General features: G+C 22.7%; 22 protein-coding genes and 5 tRNA genes. 11 read left to right on the top strand and 16 right to left on the bottom strand.

The genetic code is table 11. The annotated features are described in order from the left end of the window. Window positions 1-247 precede the first annotated feature (247 nt). Together eno and BUCIKOCA2762_RS01360 are read right to left on the bottom strand one after the other, a co-directional pair. Window positions 248-1,552, bottom strand: coding sequence for a phosphopyruvate hydratase (gene eno / locus BUCIKOCA2762_RS01365; RefSeq protein WP_154028694.1), 1,305 nt, complete (start codon window positions 1,550-1,552; stop codon window positions 248-250). 205 nt (window positions 1,553-1,757) lie between these two features. Then, window positions 1,758-3,407 (bottom strand): glutamine--tRNA ligase/YqeY domain fusion protein, encoded by a 1,650-nt coding sequence (locus BUCIKOCA2762_RS01360; protein WP_154028692.1) that lies wholly within the window; start codon window positions 3,405-3,407, stop codon window positions 1,758-1,760. Between the two features lie 188 nt (window positions 3,408-3,595). On the opposite strand from BUCIKOCA2762_RS01360, the gene BUCIKOCA2762_RS01355 reads away from it, so the two are divergent. The 5 genes from BUCIKOCA2762_RS01355 to zapA all read left to right on the top strand — a co-directional run bounded on the left by BUCIKOCA2762_RS01355 (window position 3,596) and on the right by zapA (window position 5,095). Further along, a tRNA-Met gene (locus BUCIKOCA2762_RS01355) sits at window positions 3,596-3,669 on the top strand. A gap of 22 nt (window positions 3,670-3,691) precedes the next feature. Further along, window positions 3,692-3,773 (top strand) — tRNA-Leu (locus BUCIKOCA2762_RS01350). 44 nt (window positions 3,774-3,817) lie between these two features. Then, window positions 3,818-3,889, top strand: a tRNA-Gln gene (locus BUCIKOCA2762_RS01345). A 154-nt stretch (window positions 3,890-4,043) separates the two neighbouring features. Next, window positions 4,044-4,697 (top strand): ribose-5-phosphate isomerase RpiA, encoded by a 654-nt coding sequence (gene rpiA / locus BUCIKOCA2762_RS01340; protein ID WP_154028690.1) that lies wholly within the window; start codon window positions 4,044-4,046, stop codon window positions 4,695-4,697. Window positions 4,698-4,801: 104 nt separating this feature from the next. After that, window positions 4,802-5,095 (top strand): cell division protein ZapA, encoded by a 294-nt coding sequence (zapA, locus tag BUCIKOCA2762_RS01335; protein ID WP_154028688.1) that lies wholly within the window; start codon window positions 4,802-4,804, stop codon window positions 5,093-5,095. A gap of 65 nt (window positions 5,096-5,160) precedes the next feature. Here zapA and BUCIKOCA2762_RS01330 read toward each other — a convergent pair whose 3' ends face one another. The 5 genes from BUCIKOCA2762_RS01330 to alaS all read right to left on the bottom strand — a co-directional run bounded on the left by BUCIKOCA2762_RS01330 (window position 5,161) and on the right by alaS (window position 9,263). After that, window positions 5,161-5,877 (bottom strand): 16S rRNA (uracil(1498)-N(3))-methyltransferase, encoded by a 717-nt coding sequence (locus BUCIKOCA2762_RS01330; protein ID WP_172598356.1) that lies wholly within the window; start codon window positions 5,875-5,877, stop codon window positions 5,161-5,163. A 97-nt stretch (window positions 5,878-5,974) separates the two neighbouring features. Continuing rightward, window positions 5,975-6,048, bottom strand: a tRNA-Arg gene (locus BUCIKOCA2762_RS01325). A 16-nt stretch (window positions 6,049-6,064) separates the two neighbouring features. Continuing rightward, window positions 6,065-6,151 (bottom strand) — tRNA-Ser (locus BUCIKOCA2762_RS01320). 168 nt (window positions 6,152-6,319) lie between these two features. Then, on the bottom strand, window positions 6,320-6,505 hold the full coding sequence (gene csrA / locus BUCIKOCA2762_RS01315) for a carbon storage regulator CsrA (protein ID WP_154028684.1): 186 nt from the start codon (window positions 6,503-6,505) through the stop codon (window positions 6,320-6,322). Window positions 6,506-6,605: 100 nt separating this feature from the next. After that, complete coding sequence (gene alaS / locus BUCIKOCA2762_RS01310) at window positions 6,606-9,263, bottom strand: alanine--tRNA ligase (RefSeq protein WP_154028682.1); 2,658 nt, start codon at window positions 9,261-9,263, stop codon at window positions 6,606-6,608. A 284-nt stretch (window positions 9,264-9,547) separates the two neighbouring features. Between alaS and BUCIKOCA2762_RS02080 the strand changes: the two genes are divergently transcribed. The 3 genes from BUCIKOCA2762_RS02080 (at window position 9,548) to BUCIKOCA2762_RS01300 (ending at window position 10,977) form a co-directional block, all read left to right on the top strand. Then, entirely contained in the window at window positions 9,548-9,757 is a 210-nt protein-coding gene (locus tag BUCIKOCA2762_RS02080; RefSeq protein WP_232036828.1) for a S4 domain-containing protein, read from the top strand. Next, window positions 9,724-10,512 (top strand): RluA family pseudouridine synthase, encoded by a 789-nt coding sequence (locus BUCIKOCA2762_RS01305; protein ID WP_331984533.1) that lies wholly within the window; start codon window positions 9,724-9,726, stop codon window positions 10,510-10,512. The genes BUCIKOCA2762_RS02080 and BUCIKOCA2762_RS01305 overlap by 34 nt, the downstream gene beginning before the upstream one ends. A 156-nt stretch (window positions 10,513-10,668) precedes the next feature. Next, window positions 10,669-10,977, top strand: coding sequence for a helix-turn-helix domain-containing protein (locus tag BUCIKOCA2762_RS01300; protein WP_154028680.1), 309 nt, complete (start codon window positions 10,669-10,671; stop codon window positions 10,975-10,977). Window positions 10,978-11,005: 28 nt separating this feature from the next. On the opposite strand, the gene aroQ is transcribed toward BUCIKOCA2762_RS01300, so the two are convergent. Further along, complete coding sequence (gene aroQ, locus BUCIKOCA2762_RS01295; protein WP_154028678.1) at window positions 11,006-11,455, bottom strand: type II 3-dehydroquinate dehydratase; 450 nt, start codon at window positions 11,453-11,455, stop codon at window positions 11,006-11,008. Between the two features lie 229 nt (window positions 11,456-11,684). Here aroQ and tldD point away from each other — a divergent pair, with 229 nt between their 5' ends. Further along, on the top strand, window positions 11,685-13,124 hold the full coding sequence (gene tldD, locus BUCIKOCA2762_RS01290) for a metalloprotease TldD (protein WP_154028676.1): 1,440 nt from the start codon (window positions 11,685-11,687) through the stop codon (window positions 13,122-13,124). A gap of 138 nt (window positions 13,125-13,262) precedes the next feature. Here tldD and rplS read toward each other — a convergent pair whose 3' ends face one another. From rplS to BUCIKOCA2762_RS01260, 6 genes are all read right to left on the bottom strand, one after another. Beyond that, window positions 13,263-13,610, bottom strand: a complete 348-nt coding sequence (rplS, locus tag BUCIKOCA2762_RS01285; RefSeq protein ID WP_154028674.1) for a 50S ribosomal protein L19 — start codon at window positions 13,608-13,610, stop codon at window positions 13,263-13,265. Window positions 13,611-13,689: 79 nt separating this feature from the next. Further along, window positions 13,690-14,382 (bottom strand): tRNA (guanosine(37)-N1)-methyltransferase TrmD, encoded by a 693-nt coding sequence (gene trmD, locus BUCIKOCA2762_RS01280; RefSeq protein WP_154028672.1) that lies wholly within the window; start codon window positions 14,380-14,382, stop codon window positions 13,690-13,692. A 29-nt stretch (window positions 14,383-14,411) separates the two neighbouring features. Continuing rightward, entirely contained in the window at window positions 14,412-14,915 is a 504-nt protein-coding gene (gene rimM, locus BUCIKOCA2762_RS01275) for a ribosome maturation factor RimM (RefSeq protein WP_154028670.1), read from the bottom strand. 37 nt (window positions 14,916-14,952) lie between these two features. Next, complete coding sequence (gene rpsP, locus BUCIKOCA2762_RS01270; RefSeq protein ID WP_154028668.1) at window positions 14,953-15,198, bottom strand: 30S ribosomal protein S16; 246 nt, start codon at window positions 15,196-15,198, stop codon at window positions 14,953-14,955. Window positions 15,199-15,277: 79 nt separating this feature from the next. Continuing rightward, window positions 15,278-16,624, bottom strand: coding sequence for a signal recognition particle protein (locus tag BUCIKOCA2762_RS01265; RefSeq protein ID WP_154028666.1), 1,347 nt, complete (start codon window positions 16,622-16,624; stop codon window positions 15,278-15,280). A 103-nt stretch (window positions 16,625-16,727) separates the two neighbouring features. After that, a complete protein-coding gene (locus BUCIKOCA2762_RS01260; protein ID WP_154028664.1) occupies window positions 16,728-17,882 on the bottom strand; it encodes a prephenate dehydratase domain-containing protein in 1,155 nt (384 codons plus the stop codon). 154 nt (window positions 17,883-18,036) lie between these two features. On the opposite strand from BUCIKOCA2762_RS01260, the gene rplM reads away from it, so the two are divergent. Together rplM and rpsI are read left to right on the top strand one after the other, a co-directional pair. Further along, window positions 18,037-18,465, top strand: a complete 429-nt coding sequence (gene rplM, locus BUCIKOCA2762_RS01255) for a 50S ribosomal protein L13 (RefSeq protein WP_154028662.1) — start codon at window positions 18,037-18,039, stop codon at window positions 18,463-18,465. 26 nt (window positions 18,466-18,491) lie between these two features. Beyond that, complete coding sequence (rpsI, locus tag BUCIKOCA2762_RS01250; RefSeq protein ID WP_154028660.1) at window positions 18,492-18,884, top strand: 30S ribosomal protein S9; 393 nt, start codon at window positions 18,492-18,494, stop codon at window positions 18,882-18,884. Between the two features lie 176 nt (window positions 18,885-19,060). Here the strand turns inward: rpsI and cgtA are convergent, their stop codons facing one another. Then, entirely contained in the window at window positions 19,061-20,065 is a 1,005-nt protein-coding gene (cgtA, locus tag BUCIKOCA2762_RS01245; protein WP_154028658.1) for an Obg family GTPase CgtA, read from the bottom strand. Between the two features lie 47 nt (window positions 20,066-20,112). Then, entirely contained in the window at window positions 20,113-20,376 is a 264-nt protein-coding gene (rpmA, locus tag BUCIKOCA2762_RS01240) for a 50S ribosomal protein L27 (RefSeq protein WP_154028656.1), read from the bottom strand. Window positions 20,377-20,388 lie beyond the last annotated feature (12 nt).

The raw sequence follows: 20,388 nt of genomic DNA, 5'->3' as shown, positions 1-20,388 counted from the left end.
TTTATATTATATGTATAATATTTTAAATATTATACATATTTATAGTATTTTTATTATTAATATTAATATATAAACTGTTTTATATATTAATAATATTTTATTATAAAGATAAATTTATAGATATTAATTATCTATTTATTTAAAAATATAATTATTTTTTTTATAAATAAAATTTTTAATAGGGGTAAATTCCCCCATTAAAATTACAAATGAACGATTTTATATATTTTAAATAATTTTAATTTGCTTAATCTTTAGTAAATGTATTTAAATTATTTGTTAAAGGGATATTTTCCTGTTTTAAATATTCTTCTATTCTAATTAATCTATTATATTTTGCTGTTCGATCTGATCTACACATAGATCCGGTTTTTATTTGTCCTGCAGATGTTCCTACTGATAAATCAGCAATACTAGTATCTTCTGTTTCTCCAGATCGATGAGATATGATTACAGAATATTTATATTTTTTAGCTAACTGGATAGTTTCTAATGTTTCAGTTAATGTTCCTATTTGATTTAGTTTTATTAAAATTGCATTAGCGATTTTTTTTTTAATTCCGTATTTAAAAATTTTTTTATTTGTAACAAATAAATCATCACCTACTAATTGGATTTTTTTACCTAAAACATGTGTTTGATATATAAAACCATCCCAATCATCCTCATGTTGTCCATCTTCTATAGATAAGATTGGATATTTAGAAGTAAGTTTTTCTAGATAGTGTGTAAATTCTTGTGAAGAAAATACTTTATTTTCATGTATTAATTTATATTTTTTGGTTTGTTTGTCAAATAATTCTGATGCAGCACAATCTATTGCGAATGTAATATCTGTTCCTAATTTATAATTAGATTTTTCTACAGCTAAACTAATCATAGATAATGCTGCTTCGTTAGAGTGTAAATTTGGAGCATATCCTCCTTCGTCTCCAACACAAGTTGAATATCCTTTATCTTGTAAAATAGTTCCTAATGTATGAAAAATTTCCGATCCCATTCGAATAGCTTGTTTGATATTTTTAGCTCCTATAGGTTGGATCATAAATTCTTGAATATCAATACTATTATTAGCATGCATTCCACCGTTAATAATATTAATCATTGGAAGTGGCATAGAAAAATTCTCATTAGACTGATTCAGTTGAGAAATATAAGAATAAAACGGAATATTTTTTTCTAATGCAACAGATTTTGCAAGCGCAAGTGATACAGCCAATATAGCATTAGCTCCAAATTTTGATTTATTTGGGGTACCATCTAATTGGATCATATAATTATCAATTTCTTTTTGATTATCAGATGTTTTGTTAATTAATGCTCTAGAAATATTTTTATTAATATAATTTACTGCTTTTTTTACTCCTTTTCCCGAAAAACGATTTTTATCTCCATCTCTTAATTCTAATGCTTCTTTGGATCCTGTAGATGCTCCGGAAGGAGAAGAGGCTAACCCAATATGTCCACTTTTAAGATGAACTTCAGCTTCAACTGTAGGATAACCGCGTGAATCTAATATTTCTCTAGCAAATATTTTTTTAATTTTTGACATTTTTTATCCTTTTTTATAAAAAATTTTTATAATTATATTTTATTTTTAGGTATAAAATATTATTAATGGGAGTCATTAATATATTTGATATATATTTATTTAAATATAGATATGTATATTTTAATTACTTGTTTTATAGATTGATTGTCATAAGCATGAATATTAATATTTATATTTTTTTTAAAATTATTTAATTTTAATTTTGTTAATTTATTTTAGAAAATTTTCTATATTTATTTTTTAAAGAAACAATTCTATTGAATATGATTGTATCATGTTTACTTTTTTTTTTTGTTTTTATAAAATACCCTATTCTTTCGAATTGATAGGCATGTTTAATTTTTTCACTACTTATAATAGATTCAATATATCCTGTTTTAATTATACATGAGTTATGATTATATGCTTCTATAATATTATTTTCTTGTTCGGCATTTTTATTTTTAAATAAAACATTAAATAAATTAAATTTAACTTTAGTAGAGTTTTTTATAGATATCCAGTGAATTATATTATATTTTTGTTTAATTTTTTTGTTTAAATCACATGTACATAAAATACATGATATTTTATTATTTTTATTTTTTAAAATTTTATTTGCTTGAATTACATAAGAATATTTTAATCGAACTTTTTCTCCTAAAATTAATCCTTTATAATCTTTATTTGGTTTTTTACAAAAATCTTCTTTTTCAATATATATTTCATTAGAAAATAGAATTTTTCTAGTACCCATTTTTTTTATATGAGGATGATTGGGAGCATGCAAATATTCTGTATGATGTTCATTAATATTTGTAATAATCAATTTAATTGGATTAATTACTGCCATTCGTCTAGGAGACGACATATTTAGATCTTTTCTTATACAAGATTCTAATAAGGATAATTCTATCATATTTTGTTGTTTGGTAATGCCAATTTTTTGACAAAACATTTTTATAGAATTTTTTGTATATCCTTTACTTTTTAAGCCTGATATTGTATGTAGTCTTGGATCATTCCATCCATTTACTAATTTAGCGTCTATTAGTTGTTGTATTTTTCTTTTAGATAAAATGGTATTTTCTAAATTTAGTTTAGAAAATTCATATTGTTTAGGAGGTTTTTGGATAAAATTTAATTTTTTCAATATCCATATATATAATTGACGATTATCTATAAATTCTAATGTACATAAAGAATGTGTAATTCCTTCTAAGGCATCTGCAATACAATGGGCAAAATCATACATTGGATAAATATACCATTTTTTTTTTGTTTGGTGGTGTTCAGAAAAAATAATTCGGTACAAAACAGGATCACGTAAAATAATGTATGGAGATTTCATATTTATTTTTGCTCGTAAACACATTGACCCTTCTATAAATATTCCATTTTTCATTTTTTCAAATAATATTAAATTTTCTTCGATAGATCGATTTCTAAATGGACTGTTTTTTCCTTTTTTTTTTAATGTTCCGCGATATTGTTTTATTTCTTTTATATTTAGTTCATCTACATATGCTAAGTTATTTTCAATTAATTGAATAGCATACTGATATAGTTGTTGAAAATAATTTGAAGTATATTTTGGATTTTTATACCATTCAAAACCTAACCATTTTATATCTTTTTTGATTGCATTAATATATTTTATATTTTCTTTTTTAGGATTTGTATCATCAAATCTAAGATTACATGTACCGTTATACTTATTAGCAATATTAGAATTTAAGAAAATAGATTTCGCGTGTCCGATATGTAAATAACCATTAGGTTCTGGAGGAAATCGTGTTCTTATTTTACGATTAGGATTTCTTAATATTGAACGGTTTATTATTTTATTGATAAAATTATTTTTTACATCTGTCATTATTAAAATATCCTTAATAAGTTTATATATAAAGTATGTATATTTTATTAAAAATTTACTGTAATATCACGTTTTTTTAAAAAAAAAATTATTTTTAACAGTAAAAATAGTTTATTTATAAATTTTTATTGTAAAAAAAAAATATTTGTGTAAAATTATTATATAAATATTATTTTAATTAATAATTCGGCTATGTAGCTCAGTTGGTTAGAGCGCAGCACTCATAACGCTGAGGTCACGAGTTCGATTCTCGTTATAGCCATTGAGATTGTTTGTTTATTTTTGCGGAAGTGGCGAAAATGGTAGACGCACCAGATTTAGGTTCTGGCACTGTAAGGTTTGCGAGTTCAAATCTCGCCTTCCGTACGATTAATCTTCATTAATTAAAATTTTTAAAAGATATATTTTTTTGGGGTATAGCCAAGAGGTTACGGCACCGGTTTTTGATACCGGCATCCCTGGTTCGAATCCAGGTACCCCAGATAAAATATCATTGGATTAATAATATTATTCATTAAATATTAATATTTATAATAATATATATTTAGTATATCGAAACATTTATTTATAGTTTCGGATTATTTTACGATTATATCTATATTTTATTTAATAATTTTAATATATTATGGAGAATATATGTTAGATGCGTTAAAAAAATCTGTAGCAAGAGCTGCATTAGATTATATTCCAAAAAATTCAATTATTGGAATTGGATCGGGCTCTACAATAAAATTCTTTATTAAAGAATTGTCAACTATTTCAAGATATATTAAAGGAGCTGTATCTAGTTCTTGTATTTCAGAAAAGTGGTTAAACACGTATAATATTCCTGTTATAGATCTTAATACACTAGATTCATTAGATATTTATATTGATAGCGCTGATCGAGTTAATTATTCTATGGAAATGATAAAAGGAGGTGGCGGAGCGCTTACTAGAGAAAAAATTATTGCGTCTGTTTCTAAAAAATTTTTATGTATAGTTGATAAATCAAAATATATACCTAAATTTGATAATTTCCCTATACCAGTTGAAGTTATACCTATGGCTACACGGAGTGTATCTAGAGAAATTAAAAAATTAGGTGGTATACCGCAATATAGGAAAAATTTTATTACAGATAATGGTAATAATATTATTGATATATACAATCTATGTATTAAAAATCCTGTTAATTTGGAGAAACATATAAATAATATCCCGGGTATAGTTTCTGTCGGATTATTTTGTAACAGAAAAGCAGATTTATTATTAGTCAGTTATATTGATGGAGTAAAAATAATATCTTGATATTGAATTTTATTTAACATTTTGATTAATAAACGACTATATTAATAATAATTTTTATTATTATATAGATTTTTTAAAAATTTACTATTATAAGAGAATAAATTATGTCATCACCATCTATTGATGTAGAGCTTTTAGGGCGTTCTATACGGGTTAGTTGTCCCGATCAAAATTCTGCAGAGTTATATTATGCAGCTGATGTTTTGAATAAACGTTTAGAAGAACTAAAAGAAAAAACGGGTGCTTATAATATAGAACAATTAATTTTTATAACTTCTTTAAATATTTGTCATGAATTAGAATTAGAAAAACAAAAATCTGTTCATTGTATAAAACATATAAAATCTAGAATGTTAGCGTTAAATAAAATGATGGATACTGCTTTAAATAAAGAATAAATATAAAAAATTGTTCTTTTAAGTATTATATTTTAAATAAATAAATTTTTTTAGTAAAATAAATTTTATATATCTCCTAAATGTACTTGTAGTGCTGCAATGGCTACAATACTAGCTGTTTCTGTTCGTAATATTCTAGGTCCTAATTTTACATTTAAAAATTTTTTTTCTTTTGTATATTTTGTTTCGTTATTATTAAATCCTTTTTCAGATCCAATTAATATATAAATATTGTTATATTTATTAGAAACGTCACATATATTTTTTTTTGCATCTATATTGAAAATTATTTTAGTAGATTTTTGAGGTATAGAATTACACCATTGATATATTGTAGATGGTGTGTTTAATTTAGGAATAATATTTCTTTGTGACTGCATACATGCAGAAATAATTAATTTGTTCCAATAACATATTTTTTTTGATATTTTAGTTATAATGGATGGTTTATTGATAATGATAGGGGTGATTGATTTAATCCCTAATTCTACCGATTTTTCTATCGTAAATTTCATTCTTTTAGAGTAACATTGCCCTAAATGAATGTTAGTTGGTGATTCTTTATTTTCTTTTTTTTTTTTAATTATTTTAATAAAAATATTGTTTTTATTGATATCCAATATTTTGGATATAAATATATTATTTGTATTATTAAATATATGAATTAAATCTCCTGCTTGTAATCTTATAACATTTATACAATAATGAATAGTATTTTTTTTTAATGGAATAATTGTGTTAATTTTTATTAATTGATTACAATAAATTCTAGGGACATACACAATATAAAAATCCTATGTCGTAATAATTATTATTTAACTATTTTTATGCAAATTAAATTTTTATTTTTAATAAACATATTATTAATAATATTATTTATGCATCCGGAAGGATTTGAACCTTCAACCTCTCGGTTCGTAGCCGAGTGCTCTATCCAACTAAGCTACGGATGCATAAATAATATTATTGTGGTGAGAGAGGGATTTGAACCCTCGATGCAGATTAGTACATACTCCTTTAGCAGGGGAGCGCCTTAAACCACTCGGCCATCTCACCTATATATAATACATATAATACTAATTTTTATAAAAAGAGTCAAATAGATTTTTTTTAATAAAAATTAATAATTTTTATTGTAATTATTATGATATTACAATCAATAATCAATTGTATTGTTAATACTGTATTTTGTTAATAAACAAAATACAGTAAATATTTTATTTTTTATTTTTTTTTTGTGAATTTTTTTTCTAACTGAATTCTTTTGTAGATTTCTTCTCTATGTACAGATATTTTTTTAGGAGCGTCAATACCTACTCGAATTTGATTTCCTTTAATTCCTAAAATTGTTATTGTTATTTCATCGCCGATTATTAATGTTTCGCCAATTCGACGAGTTAAAATAAGCATTCTTTTAATTCCTTTTTAAAACAAACATTTATTTTTTTTAAAATATGAAGATATAAATAATATAATATATTTGTATATATTTTTAATAAATTTTTATAATTTAAATAACAACATTATTTTTTTTTATATTATTTTTGATTTTATTTATAATTTTTTGTTTAATAGTATTTATATTATTAGAAGTAAACTTATTATTGTTTAATTTACCTTCTACCAGATATTTATTGCCGCCGCCTTGACCGGATAATGTAGAGAATAGTATTTTCATAATATCTAATGCATTAATATCTTTGATTATTTTTTTTGTAATATTAATTAAAAATTGTAATACTGTAATATTTTTACTGATTAATATAATAATTACATGTTTTAATTTTTTTTTAATATTATCGGATATACTTCTAAGGATTTTTTGCTTTATATTAGATAAAGGTTCAATAATAATATGTATATTATTAATAGTATATGCTGTTGATCTCAGGTTTTTGGAAATTTGTAAAATATTTTGATTTATTAATTGTAGATTTTCTTTTTTTATATTATAAATATCATTAAGTGATTTTTTTATTGATTTATAAATATTATTTTGGCTATTTGTAAATAGACGTTTTATCTTGTTCTCTTTTTTTATTTTTTTATTTATATAGTTTATAACGTGTAAGCCGGTTATTGCAGTAATACGTTTTGTTGAATTTCCGATGTTTTTATGCGAAATAATTTTAAAACATCCAATTTGACCGGTAGTATTATGATGAGTACCATTACATAATTCAATGGAAAAGTTATTAATACAAATCATACGAACTATTTTTTTATATTTTTTTGAATGTAAGTATACAGCATTATATGTTTTTGCTTTATTAAAAGGTGTAATAATAGTATTGATTAATATATTTTTTTGTATTTTTTTGTTTATTATTTTTTCTAATTCATAGATATTTTGCTCAGTGATGGTATGGTTATAAATAAAATCGAATCTTAGATATTTATCATCAATATAGGATCCTTTTTGTACTATTTCTGATTGTAAAACTTTATTTAGTGCTGCATGTAATAAATGAGTGGATGTATGATTGGATTGTATTTTTTTTCTTTTTTTTATGTTTATTTTTGCGGTGACTATATCATGTAAATTTAAAATGCCTCTTTCCATTTGCCCTATATGTACAATAAAATTTCCAATTTTTTTTGTATTTTCTACAATAAATATTCCGTTATTATTAATTATTTTTCCTACATCTCCTATTTGTCCGCTTGATTCGCTATAAAAAGGTGTAATATTTAATATTAAAATTCCTATATTTTTTTTAGATAAGTGAGATACAATTTTATTATTATAAATGATTTGAGTAATTTTTGATTTTTTTATATATGTATCATATCCATCAAAAATAGATTTTTTTGTAATTAATGTTAAATATGAATTATCTTTTATTATTTTAACGTTATTATTATTTTTTTTATTTGTTTTTAACTTTATTAACTTATTTATTTTATTTAAATTAATTGAAATCTTGTTTTTTTTACAAATATCTAAGGTTATTTCGATAGGTAAACCAAATGTTTCATATAAATAAAATATTTTTTTTGTACATATTTTATGATTTTTAATTTCTTCTTGGAGTTTATTTAATCCTATCTTTAATATGTAGTGAAACTGTTTTTCTTCATAAAATAATATTTTATTTATAATGTCTATTTTTTTATGAAGATTAAAATCAATATTAATTTGTTTCATACTATTAATGACAAATTTAGATAATTTATAAAAAAATGGTTTATGTAAACCTATAAAATATCCATGACTTAATGCGCGTCTTATTATTTTTCTGAGAATATAATTTCTGCCTTCATTACCGGGAACTATATTTTCAGCAATTAGACAAGTAGATGTACGGATATGATCTGTAATAATTCTTAACGAAATATGATTATTTTTTTTGATTGATAATTTTTTTTTAATAGATTGCATTAGTTGAGTAAAGTTATTTGTTTGATAACTTGAAGAAACTTTTTGTAAAACTGCAGATATACGTTCTAATCCCATACCTGTATCTATTGATGGAGTTGGTAGATCGATTAGTTTATTAGATTTAATTTGATTAAATTGCATAAACACTAAATTCCAAATTTCTACAAAATATTTTTTAAATTGATGATAATCTTTAACTATATCAATTTTTTTGTAATATGATCGTTGATCATAGAAAATTTCTGTACACGGACCGCACGGACCTGAATCTCCCATTCTCCAAAAATTATCAGAATTATATTCTGTATTATTTTTATCATATATTGTAATTAAATGATTAGGTTTAATATTAATTATATTTAACCAAATTTTTTTTGTTTCAATATCACGATAATAGTATGTAACCCATAATTTTTTTTTAGGTATATTAAGCCATTTTTTATCTGTTAAAAACTCCCATGCATAGGTAATAGCAGTTTCTTTAAAATATTCGCCAAAACTAAAATTTCCTAGCATTTCAAATAGAGTATGATGGTAAGGTTTATAACCTACTTTTTTTAAATCATCATGATTACCTCCCGTTCGTATACAATACTGAGCGCTAGCAAAAGATGATGTGCTGCTTTTTTTATATCCTAAATATATATCTTTAAATTGATTCATTCCCGCGTTTGTAAATAATAATGTATTATCTTTTTTAGGAATTAAGGAGCTACTTGGAATAATATTATGATTTTTTTCTTTAAAGAATTGTAAAAATAAGGTACGAATTTTGTCAGTTTTCATATATTTGTATGCCTATAAAATATAAATAGAATAAAATAATATGATTGTGACATATTATAGTATGTATCTATGAATTATATTTTGATATTAAATAATTATTTTATATAAGACATTTTTATTGATTTATATATATAAATAATTTTATATATATAAAATTTTCAATTTTAATTGAAATAATAGATAATAAGTAATTATTATATGATAATATTATCATGTTTTTATGTTAAAATAATATAAATATATTTTATATGTTATTTAATAAATAATAATTTAGTGAGTATAGTATGTGTAATTTGATTAAATTGAATTTTTTGGTTTCTTTGTCTAAATTAAAATATTCTAGATTAGATAAAATTTTAGTTCAGAATACTTCTTTAGTTTCTCGTTCTTGTATAAAAAAATGGATTTTATTAGGATATGTATCTGTCAATAATGTTATCGTTACTATTCCAAAAAAAAAATTTTTTTTAATGATTATATTTCAGTTAATGTAGTAAAAGATTTTCAATTTATTGAAATAAAAAAAGAAAATATATTTTTAGATATTATTTTTGAAGATTCTGAAATAATTATTTTAAATAAACCGTTTAATTTAGTTGTTCATTTAGGTTATGGGCATACTTCAGGCACATTATTAAACGCTTTAATTTTTCATTATAAAAATAATTTTATGTTACCGAGAGCAGGTATAGTTCATCGCTTAGATCGTAATACTTCCGGTTTATTAGTTGTAGCTCGGACAATTTTTGCGTATTATTATTTAATTAATTTATTTAAACAACGTCAAGTAATTAAAGAATATGATGCAATTGTAATTGGCCGTATTGAATATGATGGAACTATTAATGTTCCTATTAAAAGAAATATCCATAATAGAACGATGATGTCTGTAGGTATTGGTGGCAAACCAGCAGTTACATATTATAAAGTAATTACTATTTTTAGAAATTATACACATATTCGTGTTTCTATGGAAACAGGTAGAATGCATCAAATTAGAGTACATATTTCTTCTATTTTACATCCAATATTTGGTGATCATGTATATTCTAGAGGTATTAAACCAAATTTTTTAGGTTATTCTAAATTAACATATAATTTTTTATTAAAATTTTCTAGACCAGCCTTACATGCTAGTATGTTACAGTTTTTGCATCCTTCTACACGTAAATTGCAAAATTGGATGGTTAGTCCTCCAATAGATATGGTACAATTATTACATTCTTTATATTCAGAAGATATGAAATAATATATATAATGTTAATTATTTTAATTTATTTTTTGTTCATATGATATATCTTATATTCTGGTTGATTTTGTAAAAGATTATAGGATATTTAAAATAAAAATATGTTTTATATATATTTTTTCAAAATAAACTCTATAAAATTAACTAAGCAACTATATGTTTAATAATCAAAAAATTTCTAGTCAGTTTATAGTATCAAATATTATTAATGAAAAAGTATTTTATACTCCTTTAATTAATTATATTAAAATCGCTTTAAAAAATTATTTTTTAATCGTCATTGAAAAAACAGAAAATAATTTATATCAAATGTTTTTATCTGAAATTGAAAAACCATTATTTGATAGTATTATGCAATATACACGAGGTAATCAAACAAAAGCAGCTTTAATTTTAGGGATTAATCGCGGAACATTGAGAAAAAAATTAAATTTATATTATCAAAATAATAATTTTACTAGATAAATATTATTTTTATATTTTTATATATATATTATTTTGACAATATCTTTATAGCTGTATGTAGTGCCCATGTATATCCGTCAGGTCCAAATCCAGATATAATACCATTAGATATATCAGATATCCATGAATGTGAACGAAAGTTTTCTCGAGAAAAAATATTGGAAATATGAATTTCAAAAAAAGGAATTTGTATGGCTAATAAAGCATCTCGTATAGATACACTGGTATGAGCAAATGCTCCTGGATTAATTAAGATAAATTGTATTTTATTTTTTTTACTTTCATGTATTTTTTCTACTATTTTATGTTCTGCATTAGACTGAAAGTCATATAGATCAGCGTTTAAACGTTGTCCTATATTTTTTATTTTTTTAATAATTTGAGGTAATGTTTCTGTACCGTATATCTTAGTTTCTCGTGTACCTAATAAATTTAAATTAGGTCCGTTAATTAATAAAATTTGAAACTTATTACTCATTAGCAACCTCGATAATATAAATTTTTAATTAAAATAATATTAATTTTATTATATATATAATAACATTTTATAAAATTATTATGTAGTTATTTTATAGTAATTATTATCAATATTTTTTATATAAAAACAATATAAATAATTTCATTAAATATTTTTAAAAATATTTATAAAAATATTTATATTATTTTATTATTTTTAAATTTATAGCTTTATAAAGAGATTTTTTATAATGATAGATATTTTATTAAATAAGTATAATATTAATAAAAAAAATATTTCTATTTTATTAGATAATATGTTAGATAAAAAAATTGATTTTGGAGATATTTATTTTCAATCAAAAGAACAAGAAATATGGGTTTTAGAAAATAAAATTATTAAAAAGGGTACTTACTTTTTTGATGAAGGAGTAGGAATACGAGCTATAAAAAATACTTCTACTAGTTTTTCATATACGAATTCCATTAAATTAAATAATTTAAATAATTCTATTGATACAGTATGTAAAATGTTGTCTAATGTAAAAACAGGTAATATTATTAATAAACAAGTATATTTACATTCTGTAAATGCATATTCTTCATTTAATTTAATAGATGATAATTATGTTGAAAAAAAAATTTATATTTTAAATTATATTGACAATTTAGCTAGAAGCCAAGATTATCGTGTCATTGATGTTCAGGCTGTATTAACGTGTGAACAAGAAGAAATTTTAGTTGGATCTACTGACAGCATGGTACCAGCTAGTGATGCTCGATCTTTAGTATATATAACTATTGAAATTATAGTTGAGCAAAATAATAAGAGAGAAAAAGGTTTTCATGGCGGGGGCGGTAGATTTAAAATAAATGATTTTTTTAAAAAAAAAACCAATAATGAAATGTTAATAGACTTTTGGACTAAAGAAGCAGTTCGTATTGCGTTAACTACATTATCTGCTAAAATTTCTCCAGCTGGTTCTTTTCCAGTTGTTTTGGGTCCAGGATGGCCTGGTATTTTATTTCATGAGGCGGTTGGACATGGTTTAGAGGGAGATTTTATTCGCAAGAAAACATCTATTTTTACTAAAAAAATTGGTCAAAAAGTTGCTTCTAATTTATGTACAATTGTAGATAACGGAACATTACACGGCAGTAGGGGTTCAGTTAATATCGATGATGAAGGAACACCTGGCCAATATAATATTTTAATTAAAAATGGGGTTTTAAAATCTTTTTTGCAAGATAAATTAAATGCACATGTTATGTATCAAAAAAGTACTGGAAATGGTCGACGAGAATCATATGCTCATTTACCCATGCCTCGTATGACAAATACATATTTATTATCAGGTTCCGATAATCATTTAGATATTATTAATAGTGTAGATTATGGTATATATGCTGTTAATTTTAGTGGTGGTCAAGTAGATATTACTTCTGGAAATTTTGTTTTTTCTACTTCAGAGGCGTACCTTATAAAAAATGGAAAGATTTTTCATCCATTAAAAGGAGCTACGTTAATTGGGTCAGGGATTGAGGTAATGAAGTCTATATCTATGGTAGGAAATAACTTGCAAATGGCTAGCGGATTAGGTAATTGCGGAAAAAATGGGCAAACTGTACCTGTAAATGTTGGTCAACCTACCATTAAAGTAGATAAAATGACTATTAGCGGAACATGTTGAAAAATTAATTAATGATATATTGTGCAGTCAATTTTATTATATTCTGACTGCATAATTTATATAAATAAATTTATTATTTTTAATTATTTGTTTAAATATTTTGTTAATTTAGTATTAACATAATAAATAGTATATAAGTTACTTTAAACGCTCTTTGATTCTTGCTGATTTACCAGTACGGTTACGTAAATAATATAATTTTGCTCTTTTAACTAATCCTTTTTTTATAATTTTTATTTCATGTATATTAGGAGAATGAATTAAAAAGGTTCTTTCTACTCCCTCTCCGTTGGATATTTTGCGAACTGTAAAGGATGAATTAAGATTTCTATTTCTTTTGGCGATTACAATTCCTTCAAAAGATTGTATGCGTTTTTTGTTTCCTTCTAATATCCATATTTTTACGATTATAGAATCACCTGAATTAAATAATGGAATATTTTTTTTTTTATATTGATTTTCGATTGAGTAGATGGAATTATTCATATTTTTAATATCTCATACAATTAATTGATAATAATATTTTTATTAGTTTTATTTTGATATAATTTTTTTATTTTTAACTTTATTTAAATTTATTTTTTAAAAGATGCGGTTTTTTTAAAATGGTATTTTTAATTGAATGTTTTAGTCGCCATTTTTTTATTTTTGCATGATTACCTGATAATAAAATTTTTGGCACAATTTTATTATTAATTTTTTTTGGTCGTGTATAATTTGGATAATCTAATAATTTATTATTAAATGATTCTTCTAATAAAGAATTTTTATTATTTAATGCGCTAGGAATCATGCGAGTAATAGTATCTATAAATACCATGGCAGGAATTTCTCCTCCTGTTAATATATAATCTCCAATTGACCATTCTTCGTCTACTTGAGTTTTTAAAAAACGTTCATCGATACCTTTATAGCGCCCACAAATAAATATTAAATGTTTTTTTTTTATAAAATTTTTGACATTATTATAATTAAGTAATTTCCCTTGTGGAGTTAAATAAATGACTAAAGATGGTTCTTTAAATTTTTTTTTTATATGATTAACTGCGCGAAATAAAGGTAAAAACATAAGTAGCATTCCTGAACCGCCTCCATAGATTTTATCATCTACTTTTTTTCTTTTGTATGTGCTATAATTTCTTAGATCAAAAATATTAATATTAATTATTTTTTTTTTAATAGCTTGATTTATGATTCCATATTGAAATATGTTATCAAACATTTGTGGAAAAATTGTAATAATACTAAATTTTATCATATTCTTGTCTTATTTTGTAATATATATATTTATATATATTGAGTCCAATTAATTACTATTTTTTTATTGTTTATGTCTATTTCTTTAATGATATCCGGTTGTATGAATGGAATATATATATATTTATTTTTTTTAATGGCAAGTATTTTTAATGTATTATAAATTTTGTTTTCTAGTATCTCTGATACTAAGCCTATTTTTTCATTTTTTAGATTAAAAATATGACAATATAAAATATTATGCCAATAATATTCCGTATTTTTTAATATAGGTAATTGATTTGATTGAATTAATATATTTTGTTTAGTAAAATTATATACTTGATTTCTGTTATTTATATTTTTTAATTTTATTATAAAATGATTTATATGTTTTCGGTACATGATCATATCATTTTTATATAAATTTATACGTGATTTTTCTAAAATCCATGGAAAATAATTAAAAATATTTTTTTTTATTTCAGTAAATGAAATTATATGCATCCATCCTAATATTCCGTATGGATGTCCTGTTTTTCCTATTATGATCATAATTTATAATTTAATATTTTTATGTTATTTATTAGAATTATTTTTTTGTAAATTGTTTAAATAACTTTAAAAATCTTTTTGATTGTTTTGCTCCATTGTGTAACCAATATTGAACTCGTTTAATAGATAGAGATATTGTTGTTTCATTTTCTTTGGCAAATGGATTAAAATATCCAACACGTTCAATAAATTTTCCATTACGCGCTGATCTTATATCAGATACTACAATTTGATAAAATGGTTTTTTTTTTGATCCGTGTCGCGCGAGTCTAATTTTTATCATTATGTTTCCTATTTTATTTTCAAAACTGTTATTAAAAATATTATTTATATTTTTATAAGTATGTTAAGTACTATATATATTATTTTATCAGATAATTTTTTATTTTTTCAAATATTTTATTTTTTTTATTTGTTTTTATATTTTTCATTATTTTTTTCATATGTTCAAATTTTTTCAAATAAATATTAATTTCTTGTATAGTATTTCCAGATCCTTTTGATATTCTTTTTTTTCTTGAATATTTTATTATAGATGGGATTTTTTTTTCTTTTTCTGTCATGGAGTTAATCATGGCTTCAATTTTTATAAAAGATTTATCATCAATATTTTCTAAAATAGAATTATTAGAATACATATTAATTGGTAATTTGTTTATTAATGAATTAATCCCTCCTATTTTTTTGATTTGTTTAACTTGTAATAAAAAATCATTTAAATTAAATTTATCTCCTTTTTTATTGGAATTTTTAAGTAAATTTAATTCCTTATTTTTTATTTTATTTTGAATATCATCCATTAAAGATAACATATCTCCCATTCCTAAAATTCTTTTAGCGATTCTTTCGGGATGAAAAATTTGTAAATCATAAATTTTTTCTCCAATACCGATATATTTGATTGGTATTTCTGTGAGAGTGCGTACTGATAATGCGACTCCTCCTCTTGTATCACTATCCAGTTTTGTTAAAATTACTCCAGATAATTTAAACATTTTATTAAATTCGTTAATTATATGAATAGAATCTTGTCCAGTCATTGCATCAATAACAAATAGTGTTTCTTGCGGTTGAATATAATCTTGTATTTTTTTTAATTCTTGTATTTTAAATGGATCAGTGTGTATGCTGCCTACAGTATCTATTAATAGTACATCATATTTTTTTTTTTTTGCTTCGATTATTGCTGATTTAATTATTTTGATAATTTTTTGATTACAGTTAGATTGAAAAAAATTAGCTTTAGTTTTTTGTATTAATCGTTTTAATTGTAAGATAGCTGCTGGTCTATATATATCAATAGATACAACAAGTATTTTTTTTTTATATTGTTTGGATAATAAATAAGCTAATTTGGCTGTACTAGTAGTTTTTCCGGATCCAGGTTGACCGATAATAGTACAGATAGCTAACTGATTTAGAGAAAATTTAAATAAATAGCAATTGTTACCCATCATTAAAGTTAATTCTTGTAATACAATTTTTATTAAATTCTGACTAGGACTAAAGTTTTTATTTATATATATTTCTGATGTTTTTGATTTTATTTTTTTTAAAAATAATCGTACTACTGTTAATGAAACATCTGCATTTAATAACGCTAATTTTATTTTTTGCATTGTTTCTTTTATTTTTTTTTCTTTTAAATGTCCATGGTGTGAAATTTTTTCAAAAATATTAGTTATTTTTTTTGTTAAATTATTGAACATGATTATTAGTAAAAATCCTTTTATATTTAATAAATTTAAATTAATATAATATTATTTTTTATAATAAAAGTATATTAGTTATATTAATAACATATTTATATTATTAATATAATTTTGTTATATTTTTTTCAATAGGATAACATCCTAATATTTTTATATATTTTGTATATTTTTTTATATCTAATAATGTATTTTGTATTATTTCAGACTCAATATATGCTTTTATGTCTAATAAATACGTTGCCTCAATTATATTAGATGTTTTTTTTATCAAAATCATTGTTAGAATTTTAATTTTTCTTTTTTTTAATATTTCTAATATTTTATTTTTATTTATTTTATGGTTAGTTATTTTTATAATAATAGTGATTTTAGCAGACATGGTAGAATTTATTTTTTTTGGGTTTTTTGCTATTAATATAAATCTAGTTATATTGTTATTTATATTGGATATATTAATAGCAATTTTCTTTAAATTATAATAAGAACCACCTATTGAGTTTCCAATTGCAGCTGATGTTTTTTGTTTTTCTGCGGCCAGTTGTTTCATTCCTGCAGATGTACTATTAAAATATTTTTTATTCCATTCTGGAAATTTGTTTATAAAAATACTACATTGCTTAAATGGTTGTATATGACTATATACTTGTTTAATTTGATTAAAAAAACAATTTTTATTTGCAAATAAATGATGTTCAATTTTTACATAAAATTCTTTAATAATGTATATTTTTTTATGTTTTTTTAGTATGTCGTATACTTCTGGAATAATTCCTGATACCCTATTTTCAATAGGGAGTAATGCAAAATTACAATTATCATTTTTGAGGGATTTTATTACAGAATTAAAAGTATTATGTTCATTTGGTATTAATAATTTTTTTTTATTATTAGAAATTCTATTAAAAAGAGCAGATGAATATGAACCGATAGGTCCTAAGTAGGCGCATAAATATTTTTTTTGATTTTTTAATATTTCATTTTTATAGTTTTTTTGGATGATAACAGAATTTTCAACAATTATTTTAAATATTTTTTTAATAAATATTGGATTAATTTTGTTTTTTTTACTATATTGATATAAATTTTGGAATAGTTCTATTTCACGATTTTTATCTCGTACGTTAAATTTATTATATATTTTATTTTTTAATATATTGATTGAAAGAGATTCTCTAGATGAGAGTAGTTTAATTATTTTATAATCAATACAATCAATTTTTTTGCGTAAAAAATTTAATATTCTTTTTTTATCCATGTTATAACATTCCAGTTTTGTTTTTGTTTATATTTATAATAAATAAATATTTTTTAGTATATATGCTATATTTATAATAATAAATATTATTGATTAGATAAAATCAATAAATTTTTTTAATTTTTATAACTATATCTATCAGGTAAAAGATATTATGAAAAGTTTTTCAGCTAATGTTAACAATATTAAGAAATCCTGGTATTACGTTGATGGTACAAATAAAATTTTAGGTCGTTTTGCAACTCAAATATCTTTACGTCTGCGCGGAAAACATAAACCCGAGTATACTCCTCATGTTGATACTGGTGATTATATCATAGTTATAAATGCATCAAAAATAATTGTTACTGGTAAGAAAATTCTTAATAAATTTTATTATCATCATACAGGCTATGTAGGTGGAATAAAAAAATATACTTTGCAATATATGTTGTTACATCATCCCGAAAGAGTTATTGCAAGAGCTGTTAAAGGAATGTTACCCAAAGGTTCTTTAGGTCGATCAATTTTTAAAAAATTAAAAGTATTTCCATTTCACGAGCATAATTTAAATGCACAACAACCAGTTTTTTTAAATATTTAATATATATAAATATTAGGATTTATAGTATGTCTGAGTACATAAATTATGGTACAGGTCGTCGCAAATGTTCTTCTGCGCGTGTATTTTTACGTAAAGGAGCAGGAAAAATTTTTGTTAATAAGCGTGTTTTAAAAGAATATTTTGGTAGGAAAACCGCATGTATGATAGTTCAACAACCATTAGATGTAGTAAATATGTTAAATATATTTGATTTTTATATCACGGTAAAAGGCGGTGGAATATCTGGACAAGCTGGAGCTATTAGACAAGGAATTACTCGTGCATTAATTAATTATGACAACACATTAAGAGATATTTTACGAAAAGAAGGTTTTGTAACACGTGATTCTAGACAAGTAGAGCGCAAGAAATTTGGTTTTCGTAAAGCTAGAAAGAAAACTCAGTTTTCTAAAAGATAATTAATGTTTAAAGTAAAGAAATCCCGGTGTTTTTAATCCGGGTTTCTTTATAATAAGATGTATTGGTGTACGGTATTTGTAACTATAGACTAGTTTAATGAATATATAATTAATAAATTTTTAATAAATTTATATTGATAAGTATTTTTATCGATATAAAAATATTTTTTATTATTTTATTTTTTATATAAATATTTTATTATATCTTTAGATAATTTTTTTGTTCCAATATTATTTTTAGCTGAAATAAAATAATATTTTTGATTATTTTGAATTTTTTTTGTCATATACATCATTATTTTATTAATTTTTTTTTTTGTTAGAATATCAATTTTATTAAAAATTAACCATCTAGGAATTTTAGATAATAACTCATCAAAATTTTTAAGTTCTTTTAATATTATAAATATAATTTTATTTATATTTTTTTTTTTGATTGTTGTTGTGTCAACAATATGTAGCAGTAACCGACAACGAGATAAATGTTTTAAAAATTTTATCCCTAATCCTACACCAGATGATGCGCCTTTTATAATGCCCGGAATATCAGCAATAATAAATTTTCTTTTTTTTATTTTTACTGTTCCCAAAATAGGATTTAATGTACTAAATGGATAATAATCTATTTTTGTCTTTGCATTAGATAATGAGCTAGTTAGGGTAGATTTACCGGAATTAGGAAGACCTAATGTTCCGACATCTGCGATTAATATTAGTTCTAATAAAATAATTTTATATTCTCCGAGAGAACCTTTTGTATTTTTTCTTGGAGATTGGTTAGTAGATGATTTGAAACGAGAATTTCCTAACCCATGCCATCCCCCTTTTGCAATGAGAATTTTTTGATTTTTATCTTGTATATCGGCTACTATAGTATTAGTATCGACATTTAAAATTCTGGTACCTAACGGTACACGAATTAAAACATCCTTTCCTTTTTTTCCTGAACTATTAGCATTTGATCCATTTTTTCCATTTTCAGCACAAAATATTTTTTTTATTCGATAATCAGTTAATGAATTCATGTTTAAATCAGATATTATCCAAACATTTCCTCCATCACCACCATCTCCGCCGTCAGGTCCTCCTTTTGGTATAAATTTTTCTCTCCTAAAACTTATACATCCGTGTCCTCCGTTTCCAGCAGATACATGAATCGTAGCTGAATCAACAAATTTCATGTTATATCTCTCTTTTATAAAATATTTAAAAAATAAATATTTTTATATTATTCTGTTGTGCTTATAACATTTACATATTTTTTTTTTAGTAAACCTTTTTTTGTAAATTTTACTAATCCTTTAATAACAGAAAATAAAGTATGATCTTTACCACATTTCACGTTATAACCAGGATGAAATTTAGTGCCTCTTTGTTTAATTATAATGTTTCCCGGATATACGTGTTCTCCTCCAAATTTTTTGACACCTAATCTTTTTGAGTGAGAATCTCTACCATTTCTAGAAGAACCTCCTGCTTTTTTATGAGCCATTTTATATTCCTC

Source organism: Buchnera aphidicola (Cinara kochiana kochiana), assembly GCF_900698905.1.
GTDB classification, from domain to species: Bacteria; Pseudomonadota; Gammaproteobacteria; order Enterobacterales; family Enterobacteriaceae; genus Buchnera_F; species Buchnera_F aphidicola_W.
The sequence above is the reverse complement of the archived record's forward strand: the minus strand, read 5'-3'. Positions and strand labels throughout refer to the sequence as shown.

Coding starts and splice junctions, on each gene's coding strand:
- eno (WP_154028694.1), bottom strand. CDS start 1,552: ATGTCAAAAATTAAAAAAATATTTGCTAGAGAAATATTAGATTCACGC.
- BUCIKOCA2762_RS01360 (WP_154028692.1), bottom strand. CDS start 3,407: ATGACAGATGTAAAAAATAATTTTATCAATAAAATAATAAACCGTTCA.
- rpiA (WP_154028690.1), top strand. CDS start 4,044: ATGTTAGATGCGTTAAAAAAATCTGTAGCAAGAGCTGCATTAGATTAT.
- zapA (WP_154028688.1), top strand. CDS start 4,802: ATGTCATCACCATCTATTGATGTAGAGCTTTTAGGGCGTTCTATACGG.
- csrA (WP_154028684.1), bottom strand. CDS start 6,505: ATGCTTATTTTAACTCGTCGAATTGGCGAAACATTAATAATCGGCGAT.
- alaS (WP_154028682.1), bottom strand. CDS start 9,263: ATGAAAACTGACAAAATTCGTACCTTATTTTTACAATTCTTTAAAGAA.
- BUCIKOCA2762_RS02080 (WP_232036828.1), top strand. CDS start 9,548: ATGTGTAATTTGATTAAATTGAATTTTTTGGTTTCTTTGTCTAAATTA.
- BUCIKOCA2762_RS01300 (WP_154028680.1), top strand. CDS start 10,669: ATGTTTAATAATCAAAAAATTTCTAGTCAGTTTATAGTATCAAATATT.
- aroQ (WP_154028678.1), bottom strand. CDS start 11,455: ATGAGTAATAAGTTTCAAATTTTATTAATTAACGGACCTAATTTAAAT.
- tldD (WP_154028676.1), top strand. CDS start 11,685: ATGATAGATATTTTATTAAATAAGTATAATATTAATAAAAAAAATATT.
- rplS (WP_154028674.1), bottom strand. CDS start 13,610: ATGAATAATTCCATCTACTCAATCGAAAATCAATATAAAAAAAAAAAT.
- trmD (WP_154028672.1), bottom strand. CDS start 14,382: ATGATAAAATTTAGTATTATTACAATTTTTCCACAAATGTTTGATAAC.
- rimM (WP_154028670.1), bottom strand. CDS start 14,915: ATGATCATAATAGGAAAAACAGGACATCCATACGGAATATTAGGATGG.
- rpsP (WP_154028668.1), bottom strand. CDS start 15,198: ATGATAAAAATTAGACTCGCGCGACACGGATCAAAAAAAAAACCATTT.
- BUCIKOCA2762_RS01265 (WP_154028666.1), bottom strand. CDS start 16,624: ATGTTCAATAATTTAACAAAAAAAATAACTAATATTTTTGAAAAAATT.
- BUCIKOCA2762_RS01260 (WP_154028664.1), bottom strand. CDS start 17,882: ATGGATAAAAAAAGAATATTAAATTTTTTACGCAAAAAAATTGATTGT.
- rplM (WP_154028662.1), top strand. CDS start 18,037: ATGAAAAGTTTTTCAGCTAATGTTAACAATATTAAGAAATCCTGGTAT.
- rpsI (WP_154028660.1), top strand. CDS start 18,492: ATGTCTGAGTACATAAATTATGGTACAGGTCGTCGCAAATGTTCTTCT.
- cgtA (WP_154028658.1), bottom strand. CDS start 20,065: ATGAAATTTGTTGATTCAGCTACGATTCATGTATCTGCTGGAAACGGA.
- rpmA (WP_154028656.1), bottom strand. CDS start 20,376: ATGGCTCATAAAAAAGCAGGAGGTTCTTCTAGAAATGGTAGAGATTCT.